Source organism: Pseudoxanthomonas sp. SORGH_AS_0997 (genome assembly GCF_031453535.1).
GTDB lineage: Bacteria > Pseudomonadota > Gammaproteobacteria > Xanthomonadales > Xanthomonadaceae > Pseudoxanthomonas_A > Pseudoxanthomonas_A winnipegensis.
The window spans coordinates 3,476,392-3,490,232 of the sequence record NZ_JAVIZI010000001.1 but is presented as its reverse complement, the minus strand read 5'-3'; the positions used below and the strand labels follow the sequence as shown (position 1 = coordinate 3,490,232).

Below are 13,841 nucleotides of genomic sequence, written 5' to 3'. Positions count from 1 at the left end.
AAAGGTACGGACCCAGTGTGTCCACCGGGTCCCAACGCCTTCCTGACAGCACGCTGACGATTCTGTCAGCGATTCAAGCAGTGTTGCATGAACCGCGCTGCCGCCCGGTAGAGCGGAGCTTGCTCCGCTGCACTTCGGCCGGATCGTTGGGAAGGCCCGGCGGAGCAAGCTCCGCTCTATGGCAGCTGGATCATTGGGGAAGCCGCAGCGGAGCAAGCTCCGCTCTACAGCTCGTAGCGGAAGCCGAGCAGGTACTGGCGGCCGTACTTGGTGTACTCCTCGGGGAAGAACAGCCCGGTGCCGGTGCTCTCGCTGACCTCGGTGCGGAACGGCTCGTCGGTGAGGTTGTTGACCTGCCCGATCAGGGTCAGGCCCTCCAGCGCGCTGCCCTTGGGGAAGGCGTAGCTGAGCTGGAAGTCCAGCGTGCGCTCGCTGAGCGTGTTGCGGTACTGGCGCTGGCCGAACAGGGCGCTGTACTCGCCGCGGTAGCCGTCGCGATAGCGTTGGCTCAGGCGCGCCGAGAAGCCGTGCTGCTCGTAGTACACCGTGGCGTTGGCCACGATCTTGGACAGGCCCGGGATGGTGTCGGTGCCGGGCGTGTTGTCGTTGGGGTCCGGATCGATCGAGGAGGCGGTGTAGCTGATGTTGAGCTGGGTGCCGAAGCCGGACAGCGCATCGCTGATCAGGCCGCCCGACAGCGCGGTGGACAGCTCGGCGCCGCGCATGTAGCCGCCCTTGCCGTTGGCCCAGGTGTTGAAGTTGCCGATGTTGGAGATCGGCTGGGTGCCGTCCGGATCGGGCGTGTAGCCGCTGAAGTCCCAGGTCAGGTTCTGCCGGTAGATGTAGGTCTGCAGGTTCTTGCGGAACAGCGCCAGGCCCACGTAACTGCCTTCTCCGAAGTACTTCTCGAAGGACAGGTCGAAGGCCATCGCCCGGTAAGGCTCCAGCCGCGGGTTGCCGCCGCTGCCCGACCAACGGCCGGCCTCGGCGCCGCTGTCGATCACACCGGCGCCGGCATCGGCGCTGAGGTAGTTGATCGGCGGGCGCATCATCACCTTGGCCGCCGAGGCGCGGATCAGCCAGCCTTCGCCGAAGTCGAAGATCAGGTTCACGCTGGGCAGGAAGTCGCTGTACTGCGTGCCCAGCGTCAGCGGCGTGATCTGCGAGGTGTTGGAGGCGTTGAAGCCGGTGGAGGACTGGTCGGTGGTGATGTACTGCATGCCCGCGTTGCCGCGCACGCGGATGCGGTCGGTCAGGTCCATGTCCAGGTTGGCGCGCACGTAGTAGGTGTTGACCTTTTCCTCGACGGTGAAGTCCTTGCGCTGGTCGTCGTTGGATTCGCTCAGCACCACGTCGTAGTAGCGGTCCATCAGCGCCCACGGGTTGAACGCCAGCACGTTGCCCATGCCGGTGAAGTCCAGCGACACCGGCGCGTCCAGCAGCGAAGGATCGACCCGCTGCGGCACCTCGCCCGGCAGGAAGGCGAAGTACACCTCGGCCGACTTCTCCTTGGTGCGCTTGTTGAGGTTGACGCCGACATCGACGCTGCGCACCACGGCGTTGTCCAGCTCATGATTGAAGTTGAAGCGGCCGGCCTTGATGGTGTCCTTCTGCCGCGAGTTCTCCAGGCGCCCGTCGTGGTTGTAGTGCTGCGGATCCCACAGATAGACGGCATTGGGATCGGCCATGTCCGGCAGGGCGAACTGCGAATAGCCCGGCGAGGTCTTCAGGTCGAAGTCGATCGACTGGCCGTCCAGGCGCCCGGCATACAGCTCCAGCGCGGACTGGTCGCGCTTGGCGCGCGAATAGCTCAGGTCGGCGGTGAGCGTGCTGGCCTGGCCGAGCTTGAAGACGTTGTTCCAGCCGACCGAGAACAGCTTGTCCTGGCGCCGGTTGCTGTCGTTGCGCACCAGCGGCTGCACGTTGTTCAAGGTGCCGCTGGTCACCACCGGACGACCGTCCTTGTCGGTGGTGGCGGCGTTGGAGAAGCTCACGCCCTGCCCGTTCTCGCCGACGAACCACGGGTCGTTGTTCCACATCGTCCCGTGCATCACCTCGTCCTGGTCGAACTTGGAGTAGTACAGGTCCAGGATCGAATGGAAGCGGTCGTTGGGCTTGAACTCGAACACGCCCATCACGCCATCGCGCTGCAGGTCGCGCGACTTGATCCAGCCCTCGGCGCCTTCGAGCGTGATCGCGTTGGTCGGGCGCCCGGCCTGCGGCGGATCGCCCCAGTCCACGCCGTCCAGGTCCGCCCACCACCACGACTTGTAGTGCTGCTCCTGGAAGGGCGAGTTGAGCCGCGCCACGCCCAGGGCCACGCCGATGGTGTCGCCCGCGAACTGGTCCACGTAGGACGCGCTGGCACGATAGCCGCGCTCCTTGCCGTCGTCGCTGAGCTTGCCCAGCGAGTTGTACTCGCCCTGCCCGCCGAACACGATGCGGCGCTCGGACAGATCCAGCGGGCGGATGGTCTGCAGGTCCACCGTGCCGGACAGGCCCTGGCCGATCAGCGCCGCGTCCGGGGTCTTGTAGACGGTGACCGCGTTGATCAGCTCGGACGGGTACTGGTCGAATTCCACGCCGCGGCTGTCGCCGGTGCTGACCTGTTCGCGCCCGTTGAGCAGGGTGCCGGCGAACTGCTCGGACATGCCGCGGATGTTGATCACCTGGGCGCGGCCGTCCACGCGCTGGGTGGCCAGACCGGGCAGGCGCGAGAGCGAATCGGCGATGGATACATCGGGCAGCTTGCCCAGGTCCTCGGCCGAGATGGTCTCCACGATCGAGGTGGCCTCGGCCTTCTTCTCCACCGCATTGGCGATGGCCGCGCGGATGCCGGTGACCTTGACGCTGTCCAGGGTCTTGGCGTCCTGCGTCTGGCTTGCAGGGGCCGGATCGGTCTGCTGGGCCTGCGCCTGCAGCGCCAGCAGCGCCAGGCAACAGGCGCTGGCCAGACGGCGAACGACAAGCATGCGACGGGCGGAGGCGCACGGCCCCCGTGATGGAGTGGACGTCATCTTCATTGCCCTCCCAGGCGTCTGACAGGCGCCGTGATACGGCCATCTGCCAAAGCGTGTCAATCGATTGCACGCCTTGAAGCAATCGATTGCACGTGCGCCACGCCAAAGCGCCGCCGACACACGCCGCGCGATGCGGATCTTGCGCGGCGCAGCATGTCATTGGCGCAGGCTTGAGGCAGGTTGTGGGGCCGTCGATGAGGCCGCGCGGCATGAACCGGCAGTCGTTTCGCACAGGCCTGCCCGGCCTGTTCCTCGCCTTCGCCCTGTGCGCCACTGCGTCGGAGCCGGAGCCGGCGCAGGTGCAGGCGTGGCTGACCACGCACGATCATCGCCAGGCGCTGGCGCCGATGGCGCCCATCGCGCTGGGCGCGCCGGTGGCGCTGCCGATCGCGATCGAGGTCCAGGCCGATGCGCCGCGCCAGGCGATGGTCGGCTTCGGTGCCTCGATCACCGATGCCTCCGCGCAGGTGCTGCAGCAGCTGTCGGCGCATGCGCGCGAGGCGCTGCTGCGCGAGCTGTTCGGCCGCCAGGACGGCGGGCTGGGCCTGGGCTTCACCCGGCTGACCATCGGCGCCTCGGATTTCTCGCGGCACCACTATTCGCTGGACGACACGCCGGGCGATGCGCCCGATCCACAGCTGGCGCACTTCTCCATTGCGCCCAACCTGGGCGATGTGGTGCCGGTGACGCGCGCGGCGCTGGCGATCAATCCGCAGCTCAAGGTCATGGCCTCGCCGTGGAGCGCGCCGGCGTGGATGAAGTCCAACCGCAGCCTGGTGCGCGGCACGCTCGACCCGGCGGCCTACGACGCGTTCGCCCGCTATCTGCTGCGCTATGTCGACGCCTACGCACAGCAAGGCATCCCGATCTGGGCGCTGACCGTGCAGAACGAGCCGGATTTCGAGCCCAAGGACTATCCCGGCATGCGCCTCAACGCGCCGGCGCGGGCCCGCTTCATCGGCGAGCACCTCGGCCCGCTGCTGGCGGCGCGCGGCCGGGCGGCGCCGCTGCTGTTCGACTGGGACCACAACTGGGACAAGCCCGAGGAACCGCTGGCCGTGCTGCGCGATACCAAGGCCAACCGCTACATTGCCGCGGTAGCCTGGCATTGCTACGGTGGCACGCCGGACGCGCAGTCCAGGGTGCAGCAGGCTTTTCCCGACAAGGACGTCTACCTGACCGAGTGTTCGGGCGGCGACTGGGAACCGCTGCGCAGCGGCGGCCTGACCCTGCAGGCGCGCCGCCTGATCATCGAATCGGTGCGCCAGGGCGCGCGCGGCGTGCTGTTCTGGAACCTGGTGCTGGACCAGGACGGCGGCCCGCACGCGGGCGGCTGCGACACCTGCCGCGGCGTGGTCGACGTCGACACCCGCAGCGGCGCGGTCACCCGCACCGACGAGTACTACGCGCTGGCCCATGCCAGCCGCTTCGTACGGCCCGGCGCGCGGCGCGTGGAGTCCAGCGGCGAGATGGACGGCGTGGACAATGTGGCCTTCGTCAACGCCGACGGTGGGCGCGTGCTGGTGGTCACCAACAGTGCGCAGGCGCCGCGCACGTTCTCGGTGCGCGAGGGCGCGGTCGGCTTCCACGCCACTCTGCCCGCGCGCACGCTGGCGACCTTCACCTGGGCGCCGGCGCGCTAGGGCCTGTCCGGAGCCTCAGCGCAGGTGCGTGTCGAGCCAGTCCAGCACGCGCTGCTGGACGTCGCGGCCGGCGGCCTGCTCGGTGAACCAGTGCGGCCCGCGCGGATAGGTCACCATCTCCACCGGCGTGCCATGGAACTTGAGCGCGCGATAGAACATCTGTCCCTGGCTCAGCGGCACGCGTGCGTCGGCCTCGCCGTGCAGGATCAGCACCGGCGCGCTCACCCGGTCCACGTAGCGGATCGGCGAATGCGCGTCGTACTCGGCGCGGTGGGTCACCGGGTCGCCGAAGTAGCCCGGCGCGTAGGTCGGCACGTCGGTGGTCAAGGCTGCGGCGCCGATGTCGATCACGCCCGCGCCGACGATCGCGGTCTTGAAGCGCTTGGACTGGGTCACCGCCCAGGCCGACATGTAGCCGCCGTAGCTCCAGCCGCCGATGCCTAGGCGCTGCGGGTCGATCACGCCCTCGCGTTCGAGCATGTCCACGCCGTCGAGCAGGTCCTGGAAGTCGGCGCCGCCCCAGTCGTGGCGGGCCAGCTCGGTGAAGGCGCGGCCCTGCCCTTCCGAGCCGCGCGGGTTGGGCAGGAACACGGCATAGCCGCGCGTGGACAGCAGCTGCGCCCAGTCGTGCCAGGAGCCCATCCAGCCCGACCACCAGGCCTCGGCCGGTCCGCCGTGCACCTGGACCAGCGTGGGCAGCGGCGTGCTGGCCTTCCAGCCGGGCGGGGTGAGCAGCACGCCGGTGATGCGGCGGCCGTCCTTCGAGGACGTCCACGCCAGCTCGCGCACCTGGCCATGCGCCCAGCCGGCGACCTGCGGATTGGTGTCGGTGTGCGCGGTGAGCTTGCCGCCGTCCAGGGTCCACACCTCGGCCGGCTGGGCGTCGCGCAGGCCGATGAAGGCGGTGCGCCCGGTGCGCGCGGTGCTGAAGCTGGGATAGGCGATCTGCGGCGTAGCCAGCGTGCGCCATGCGCCGGTGGCGGCATCGACGCGCAGGAATTCGCCGCGCACGCCGTGCAACCCCTGCGCGATCAGCGTGCGACTGTCCTGCCAGCGCGCCAGCCACAGCGTGCCGGGCCAGTCCTCGGCCAGCGCCACGCGCTTGCCGCTGGCCAGTTCGTGCGCGTACACGGTGGCGACCATGCCGTAGGGCGCGATGCGGCCGTACAGCAGCCGGGTCCCGTCGGGCGAGAACTGCAGCGGGAACGCCGAGGCCATCGGCTCCAGCGGCGGGCTGAGCGTGCCATCGGCCAGCGACAACAGCACCACGCGCGACCGGTACCAGTAGCCGTTCAGCGTGGTGTCGTCGGACACGCGCAGCGCCAGCGTCCGGCCATCCGGCGCCCAGGCCACGTCCTGCACCTGCAGGCCGGGCGGGCTCAGCACGCGCGCCTCACCGCCGGCCAGGTCCTGCACCCACAGGCGCTTGAACAGGCGGGGATGATCGACCTCGACCGCATCGTCCTTGGCGGCGATGCGCACCTGCATGGCCGGCGAGGGCGGATCGATCGCCAGATACGCCAGCCGCGTGCCATCGGCCGACAGCGCGAAGCTGGCGACGTCGCTGGCCGCGCGGGTCAGCGCCTGCGCCTGGCGGCCTTCGGCATCGACGCGCCAGACCTGCGTCGCCGCGGGCTTCGGCGCCGCCTCGGCGCCGGGCAAGGCACGATCGGACAGGAACAGGAGCTGGCGCCCGTCGGCCGACCACTGCGGCGCGCTGTCGTCGGCCTTGCCCGCGCCGTCCAGCGGCCGCGGCGCGGCCTTGCCGGTCGCGGCGATCAGCTGCAGCTGCCGGTGCGCGGGCTTGCCATCGCCCTGCGGCGTGGCCACGCCGTAGGCGATGCGCGCGCCATCCGGGCTGATCTGCGGATCGCCCACCTGCGCCAGCGCGACGAAGTCGGCCGGCGTCGGCAGATGCGGGGACGCGGGCGTCTGCGCCCCCGCCGACATCGCGCCCATGCCGCAACACGCGGCGAACAGGCAGCTCAACACGATCCGCTTCATGCGGCGCTCTCCTGCGAGGAACAAACCAGATGGCGGCGCAGCCAGGCCGCGCCCGTGGCCACCGCCGCGCGTGCCTGCTCGGACACGGCCATGGCCTCGACGAAACTATGCGGCGCGCCCAGGTAGCGGCGCAGCTCGACCTGACCACCGGCCTCGCGCAGGCGCTGGGCCATGAGGACGCTCTGTTCGCCCAGCACGTCGCGGTCGCCGTAGAGCAGCAGGGCCGGCGGCAGGCCGTGCAGGTCGGCGCGCAGCGGCTGCGCCAGGGGATCGTCGTTGCTCATCGCGTCGGGGCCGAGGTAGCTGGTCCAGAATTCTTCCATCTCCGCCACGGTCAGCAGATCCTCCGGGGTGCCCAGGCGCGCCGCGGCGGCGGAGATCCGCGTATCGAAGGCCCCGTAATTGAGCAGCAGGGCCCGCACGCCGGACAAGGCCTGCGCCTGGCGCAGCCGCAGCGCGGTGGCGACGGCCAGATTGCCGCCGGCCGAGTCGCCGCCCAGCGCCAGCTGCCCGGCGTCGATACCCAGCGTCCCTGCCTGCGCGCGCAGCCAGGCCAGCGCGGCCTCGCACTGCTGCAGCGCCAGCGGATAGCGATGCTCGGGCGAGAGCGCGTAATCGATCGCCACCACCACCACGCCTGCCTCGTGCGCGTAGGTGCGCAGCAGCCGGTCGTGCGTGTCGATGCTGAACATGCACCAGCCGCCGCCGTGGAGGTAGAACAGGGCCGGTGCGTTCTTCGGTGCGGTGGACGGGCGCAGCACGCGCACGCGGAAGGCCTGGCCTTCGGCTTCCAGCCTATGGTCTTCGACATGCTGCATCGCCGGGCCGCCCGCGCACCAGGGCGCACGCACCTGCGCGGCGATCTCGCGCCGCTGTGGCCAGTCCAGCGCGCGGCCTGCGCGCAGGCGCGTGCCTTCCTCGCATACACCCTCGACGAAACGGCGCAGCTGCGGGTCAAGCGCATCCAGCGAGGCACTCATGCGGCGCCTCCGTGTTCGCGCTCGGCGAAGTCGCGCATCCACGCCACCAGCGTGTCCTCGCCGCCGGCGCTCAGCCCCGCCAGGATCTGGGCGAAGTCGTGGCGGGCCTCGTCCTGGCCGAGCTTGAAGGTCGAATGCCGGGCCACGATGCGGCCGCGCAGCGCGGTCACTCCGAGCGCCAGGCGCGCATAGCGCTCGCCCATCTCCTCCAGCGCCCAGGCGCGCGCGCGCCCGGCCTCCATCTGCGTGACCAGGGCATCGAGTTCGGTCGCGATGTCCTGCGGCGCCTCGCTTAAGGTGACCTCCAGCTGGAACACCGCTGCGGCGTAGTTCCAGGTCGGCGCCTGGGTGCGATCGTCCAGCCAGCTCGGCGAGACATAGGCCTGCGGGCCCAGCACCAGCGCGGTGGCCAGCGGATCGCGCGCCAGGCGCGCGACGTGCGGATTGCGCCTGGCCAGGTGGCCCATCAGGCCGATCAGTTCGCCGGCCTCGTCCAGCTGCGCGCGCAGCGGCAGCGGGCTGAAGCAGGCATCCTCACCGCCGGCCGACACCAGCCAGGCCAGCGGCTGGGTGGCGAGCAGGCGCAGCAGGTCGTTGCTGTCGCGCGCGGCGAAGCGGCTGTCGCGGGCATGTCCCATCAGTGTGTGTCCTTGCCGGATTCAGAAGCGGCCACCGACACCGGCGGCCAGCGGTCGCGCCAGGGCGCGGCCGATTCGAGCTGCAGGGCCAGGGCCAGCAGCAGCGGTTCCTGGCCGCGATCGGCGGCGAACTGCACGCCGATTGGCAGGCCGTCCTCGCCGTGGGCCAGCGGCAGGCTGATGGCCGGGGTGCCGGCCAGGTTCTGCAGCGGCGTGTAGCCCATCCAGTCGAACATGCCGCCGAACACCGCGGCGAAATCGCCGTCCGGCGCGAAGGTGCCGATCAGCGGCGGCGGCGCGCGCAGCGTCGGCGTCAGCAGCACGTCGTAGCGCGCGTGGAAGGCCTTGAACGCGGCCGGCAGCGCGGCCAACACCGCATAGGCGCGCTCCAGCTCGGCCACGCCGCAGTGGGCGCGGTTCCAGTCCGACAGGCCGACGGTGAACGGCTCCAGGGCCGTGCGCGCGCCGGCCGCGCCGAAGGCGATCTCGGCCAGGTCCAGCGCATCGGCGCCCAGGTGCGACCACAGCGTCATCGCCGCCTCGAACACCTGCGCGCCGCATAGCGGCAGCGAGGCGAGCTCGACCCGATGTCCCAGCGACTCGCACAGCGCCGCCGCCTGCGCCAGCGCCGCGGCGACCTGCGCATCGGGCGCCACGCCCTGCAGCGTCTCGGCCGCCAGCGCGATGCGCAGCGGACGCGCCAGCGGCGCGGTGACCGGCGCCGGGCGATCGGGATGCAGCGCGGCGAAGGCCCAGGCGCTGTCGCGCACGCTGCGCGACATCAGGCTGTCGGCGACGATCAGATCCTCGATCGGATGGCGCGCCCGCACGCGCACCGTGGTGCCGCGGCCGGGCTTGAGGCCTACCACCCCGCAGGCCGAGGCGGGGATGCGGATCGAACCGGCGCCGTCGCTGCCGTGCGCCAGCGGCACCACGCCCGCGGCCAGCGCCGCGCCGGCACCGCCGCTGGAGCCGCCGGGCGAACAAGCCTGCGACCACGGGTTGCGCGTGACCGGGCCGAGCAGCGGTTCGGTCACGCCCATCAGGCCGAACTCCGGCATGGCGCTCTTGCCCAGCGCGACCAGGCCCGCGTCGGCGCAGCGTTGCGCGAACGCGTGCTGGTCGCTGGCCGGCACGCCGGTGCGGCTGCGCGAACCGCCGCGGGTCGGCATGCCGATCACCCGCAGCGAGTCCTTCGGCAGCCACGGCACGCCGCGCATCGGCGCGTCGGCGTCGGGACGCGACAGCGCGGCGGCCTGCGCCAGCGCGCGCGCGAAGTCGGTGTGGCTCAGCGCGCCCAGCGCCGGCTCGAAGTGCTGCGCGCGGGCGATCGCGGCGGCGGTCAGTTCGGCCGGCGACAGCTCGCCGCGCGCCAGCAGTGCGGCCTGGTCGTGCGCGTCGAGGCGTCCCAGCGACAAGGCCTGGGATAGGGGAACTTGCGGGAAGGACATCAGGATTCCGATGCGTGCACGGCGGCATGCGCCAGGCGCCGGGCGCGGCGCTGGCCGTAGAAGACATAGACGAGCGCGCCGGCCAGGACATAGCCGGCCAGGATCAGCGCGGCCAGCGGATCGCCGCGACGCACCTGCTGGACCATGTCGCCCAGCACCGGCGCCATCATGGTCAGGCACAGCACGATGCCCAGCACCGGCACGGTGCCGATCCAGGCCTTGCCGATCCACACCCCGCCCAGCGGCACGCGGAAGCCGCCGCGCAGCTCCGGCCGGGCCGAACGCAGCCACATCACTGCGATGCACACCACGATGAAGGCCGAGGCGATGCCTAAGCAGATCAGGTCGCCGAGCACGCCGATCGGCAGCAGCGCCGCCAGCACCGCGGCGATCACGCCGAAGGTCAGATTGCCCAGCCACGGCGTGCGCCGGGTGCGATGCACGTGCGCGAACAGCCCCGGCAGCAGCCCATCGCGACCGATGTTCACCGCCACGCGCGACACGCCATAGCCATTGGCCAGCAGCACCGAGCCCAGGCCGGTGAGCGCGCCGATCTTGATCAGCACCGCGAACCACGGCCAGCCCATGCGATCCACCGCCAGCGCGACCGGATCGGGCACGCCCAGCTCGCGGAACGGCACGATCCCGGTCAACACCGCGCCGGCGGCGACGTACAGCAGCGTGCACACCACCAGCGAGCCGAGGATGCCGAAGGGCACATCGCGGCGCGGGTTGCGCGTCTCCGAGGCCGCCATCGACACGGTCTCGAAGCCCAGATAGGCGAAGAACAGCATCGCCGCCGCGCGCAGCACGCCCGGCCAGCCGTAGGCGAAGCCGCCTTCGTTGGCCGGCAGGAACGGCTGCCAGTGCGCGCTGTCCACGTAGCGCGCCCCGACCGCGATGAAGGACACCAGCACGCCCACCTTGATGACCACCAGCACCGCATTGACCAGCGCCGACTGGCTGACCCCGGCGATCAGCACGCAGGCCGCCGCCAGCACCGCCAGCGCGGCCACCAGGTTGAGGGCCGCCGCTGTTCGCCAGCACGGTATGGCCGTCGTGCTGCAGCGCGGTGATGGTGGAGGTGGCCAGCCACGCCGGCACGTGCACGCCGATATCGCCGAGCAGGCTGGTGAGATACCCCGCGAAGCCCGCCGCCACCGCCGAGGCCGACAGCACGTATTCCAGGATCACCATCCAGCCCAGCGCCCAGGCGCAGCCCTCGCCCAGGGTCACGTAGCAATAGCTGTAGGCCGAGCCGGACACCGGGATCACCGAGGACAGCTCGGCATAGCACAGCCCGGTGAAGCCGCAGGCCAGCGCGGCCAGCACGAAGGACAGCAGCACCGCCGGCCCGGCGAAGCTGGCCGCGGCCTCGCCGGTCATCACATAGATGCCGGCGCCGAGGATGTTGGCGATGCCGAGGATCAGCAGACTGCCGGCGCCGAGCTTGCGCTGCAGGCCGGCGCGTTCGGTGTCGGCCACCACCACGTCGATCGACTTGCGGTGCAGGGCTTGGCGCCAGCGGTCCAGCGGGCGGGAGGCGTCAGCCATGGCGGGGATCCTGGGGGTCATGGGGCGTGCGTGCACCATCGCGCGCATCGAGGGCGAAGGAGGCGGACATGGCGTGGAGGCTCAGGCGGCGCATCGATGCGATCCGGGCCGAAGCGCCGCAGCATGGCGCCGCATCGGCCCGCCGGCGGCTCAATACTTCCAGTGCACCGTCATGCCGACGGTGCGCGGCCGCACGATGCCCTGGCCGATGCCGTTGACCTCGGCCACCTCGCGGGTGATGCCGCGCTTGTCGGTCAGGTTGGTGCTCCACAGGCTGACCTCGGTGCTGCCGAAGGTCATGCTGTAGCGCAGATCGAACAGGTTGTAGTTGCCCTGCACGTTGGGCGTCATGCCCGGCACGGCCGAGTTGAGATCGCTGATGCCCTTGGACAGGTACTGGTGCGACAGCGACAGGGTCGGGTCGTAGGCCGCATCGAAGTGGTAGCGCAGCGTGTTGTTGATCGACCAGTCGGCCGAGCCCGGCAGCTGCGAGCCGGCCGGCGCGGTGCCGTAGTAGAGGATGAACAGATCCTGGTCCAGACGCGCGTGCTGCCAGGTCACGCTGCCGGCCCATTCGAACTGATCGGTCGGGCGCCACTGCGTGGACAGTTCGATGCCACGGCTGTACGCCTTGCCGCCGTTGGCCGCGTAGTTGTAGAAGTCCGGCGTCTGCAGGCGCAGCTGGATGTCCTTCCAGTCCACGTAGAAGGCGGTGGCGTCGAGCAGGAAGCGGCCGCCGGCCCAGCTGGTGCGCGTGCCCAGCTCGTAGTTGACCAGGCTGTCGGACTTGGAGCCGGACGGAATCGGATAGGCGCTCAACCCGCTGGTGTTGGGCGTGCCGAAGCGGAAACCCTCCGAGACCAGGCCGTAGAACATGACCGTCTCGTTGGGCGTGTAGGACAGCGCGACCTTGGGGTTGAAGCCGTCCTCCTTGGTCTGCGACGGGGTGACGATCGGATTGCCCGGATAGGTGGAGAAGCCGACCTGGGTCGAGCGCGAATCGACCTTGGTGCGGAACAGGCGGCCGCCGAGGGTCAGCTTCCACTCCTGGGTGAAGGAGAACGACCCTTCGCCGAACAGCGCCGCCTCCGAGCCCGACAGGTGGGTGTAGTACGCATTGAAGATGCGTCCGTCCGGCGCGATCACCGCACCGGCGCCCGGGCCGTACAGCGAGGATTGGTCGAAGGCCGCGGCCGCGCCGTCGGCGCCGATGGTCTCGTATAGGTCCTTGCTGGTGTCGAAGTACATGCCGCCGACCAGCCATTCGAAGCGGCTGCCCTTGTCCGAGGCCAGGCGCACCTCGAGGCTCTTGCCGGTGCTCTCGCCGCCCGAATAGATCGACAGCGGACTGGTCAGGTCCAGATCCAGATCGGCGTTGTAGGCGCCGCGGATGGGGGTGTAGTCGAAGCGCCAGTCCTGCTTCTTCTTCTGGTAGGCCAGCAGCGCGGTCAGGGTCATGCCGTCCAGGTCCTGGTCCAGGCGCAGGCTGTGCACGGCGACCTTGGTGTTGGTGTATTCGGGCACCGCGGTCTTGCGGGTCAGGTCGGCCAGGCCCTTGATCTGGTAGGCGTTGTCGTCCGAGTCGGTGTTCTGCAGCAGGCTCAGCCACGACAGCGTGGTGCCCTGCGCCGGGGTCAGCACCGCGGAGAAGCGCCCGCCGGCCAGCGTGGTGGTGTTGGCGCCCTGCTTGCCGGTGCCGATGTTGTCCAGGTAGCCCGGGTCGTCGCGATACTGGGCCACGGCGCGGAACGCCAGCAGGTCCTGCTTGACCGGCACGTTGACCATCGCCTTGGCGCCGAAGCCGACATCGGCGTTCCTGGTCTGGCTGACGGTGGCCTCGGCCGCCGCGTCGAAGCCGCTCGTGTCGGCCACGTTGGCGATGTAGTTGATCGCGCCGCCCATCGAGGCCGAGCCGAACAGCGTGCCCTGCGGGCCGCGCAGCACCTCGACGCGGTTGAGGTCGAAGGTGTCGATGTCGGGCACCACGATGGTCCAGCCCGGCTCGGTCAGCGGCACCTCGTTGAGGAAGAAGCCGGTGGTGGCCTGGCCCTGCACATTGCCCGCGCTGGTGGCGATGCCGCGCATCACCACCTGCGACACGCCCGGCTGATAGCTGTTGAACACCACGCCGGGCGTGCGCTGGATGTAGTCGGACAGGCTCTGCGCGCCCAGCGCGTCCAGTTCGGCGGCGGTGACGGCGCTGACCGAGCCGGCGATCTCGCGCACCGATTCGTTGCGCTTGCCGGCGGTGACGACGACGGTGTTGAGGTCCTTGGTCTGCGGCGCGGCGGCGCTGTCGCCGTCCTGGGCGAAGGCCGGCGCGGCGCCGGAGGCGGCGATGCCGAGCAGACAGGCGGCGCGCACGGCGCGGGAGAGAGCGGTGATCGGCAACGACTTCATGGCGGACGGTCCCCTTTGGACGGTTGGCGGGTTGGCGGAACCTCCGATGTCCCCCTGATGGCCAGCGCGACCTCCCCATCGCCTGGCAGCGAACTCCTGCTCGGGATCAGTAGTAGGTGAAATCCCAAACCGCGTCCAGCAGAAACCACGG

The 13,841-nt window shown here is 70.4% G+C and carries 8 protein-coding genes and 1 pseudogene; 1 reads left to right on the top strand and 8 read right to left on the bottom strand.

All coding sequences use genetic code 11. The features are described from left to right. Positions 1–224 precede the first annotated feature (224 nt). Positions 225–2,972 (bottom strand): TonB-dependent receptor, encoded by a 2,748-nt coding sequence (locus tag QE438_RS15230; protein ID WP_306994483.1) that lies wholly within the window; start codon positions 2,970–2,972, stop codon positions 225–227. Between the two features lie 257 nt (positions 2,973–3,229). On the opposite strand from QE438_RS15230, the gene QE438_RS15225 reads away from it, so the two are divergent. Then, positions 3,230–4,663, top strand: coding sequence for a glycoside hydrolase family 30 beta sandwich domain-containing protein (locus tag QE438_RS15225; protein ID WP_306994485.1), 1,434 nt, complete (start codon positions 3,230–3,232; stop codon positions 4,661–4,663). 15 nt (positions 4,664–4,678) lie between these two features. Here the strand turns inward: QE438_RS15225 and QE438_RS15220 are convergent, their stop codons facing one another. From QE438_RS15220 to QE438_RS15190, 7 genes and pseudogenes are all read right to left on the bottom strand, one after another. Next, positions 4,679–6,667, bottom strand: coding sequence for a S9 family peptidase (locus QE438_RS15220; protein WP_306994487.1), 1,989 nt, complete (start codon positions 6,665–6,667; stop codon positions 4,679–4,681). After that, positions 6,664–7,647: an alpha/beta hydrolase gene (locus tag QE438_RS15215; RefSeq protein ID WP_306994488.1), complete on the bottom strand. Its 984-nt coding sequence runs from the start codon at positions 7,645–7,647 to the stop codon at positions 6,664–6,666. Before QE438_RS15215 ends, QE438_RS15220 begins: the two co-directional genes overlap by 4 nt. After that, positions 7,644–8,285 carry an FMN-binding negative transcriptional regulator gene (locus QE438_RS15210; protein WP_306994490.1) on the bottom strand — a complete coding sequence of 214 codons (642 nt, stop codon included), beginning with the start codon at positions 8,283–8,285 and terminating at the stop codon, positions 7,644–7,646. Before QE438_RS15210 ends, QE438_RS15215 begins: the two co-directional genes overlap by 4 nt. After that, positions 8,285–9,736 (bottom strand): amidase family protein, encoded by a 1,452-nt coding sequence (locus QE438_RS15205; protein ID WP_309736342.1) that lies wholly within the window; start codon positions 9,734–9,736, stop codon positions 8,285–8,287. The genes QE438_RS15210 and QE438_RS15205 overlap by 1 nt, the downstream gene beginning before the upstream one ends. Further along, positions 9,736–10,752 carry an amino acid permease gene (locus QE438_RS15200; RefSeq protein ID WP_309735159.1) on the bottom strand — a complete coding sequence of 339 codons (1,017 nt, stop codon included), beginning with the start codon at positions 10,750–10,752 and terminating at the stop codon, positions 9,736–9,738. The genes QE438_RS15205 and QE438_RS15200 overlap by 1 nt, the downstream gene beginning before the upstream one ends. A 160-nt stretch (positions 10,753–10,912) precedes the next feature. Continuing rightward, a pseudogene (locus tag QE438_RS15195) lies at positions 10,913–11,122 on the bottom strand (amino acid permease); the annotation flags it as partial. A gap of 318 nt (positions 11,123–11,440) precedes the next feature. Further along, positions 11,441–13,690: a TonB-dependent receptor gene (locus tag QE438_RS15190; RefSeq protein WP_306994496.1), complete on the bottom strand. Its 2,250-nt coding sequence runs from the start codon at positions 13,688–13,690 to the stop codon at positions 11,441–11,443. Between the last annotated feature and the right edge of the window lie 151 nt (positions 13,691–13,841).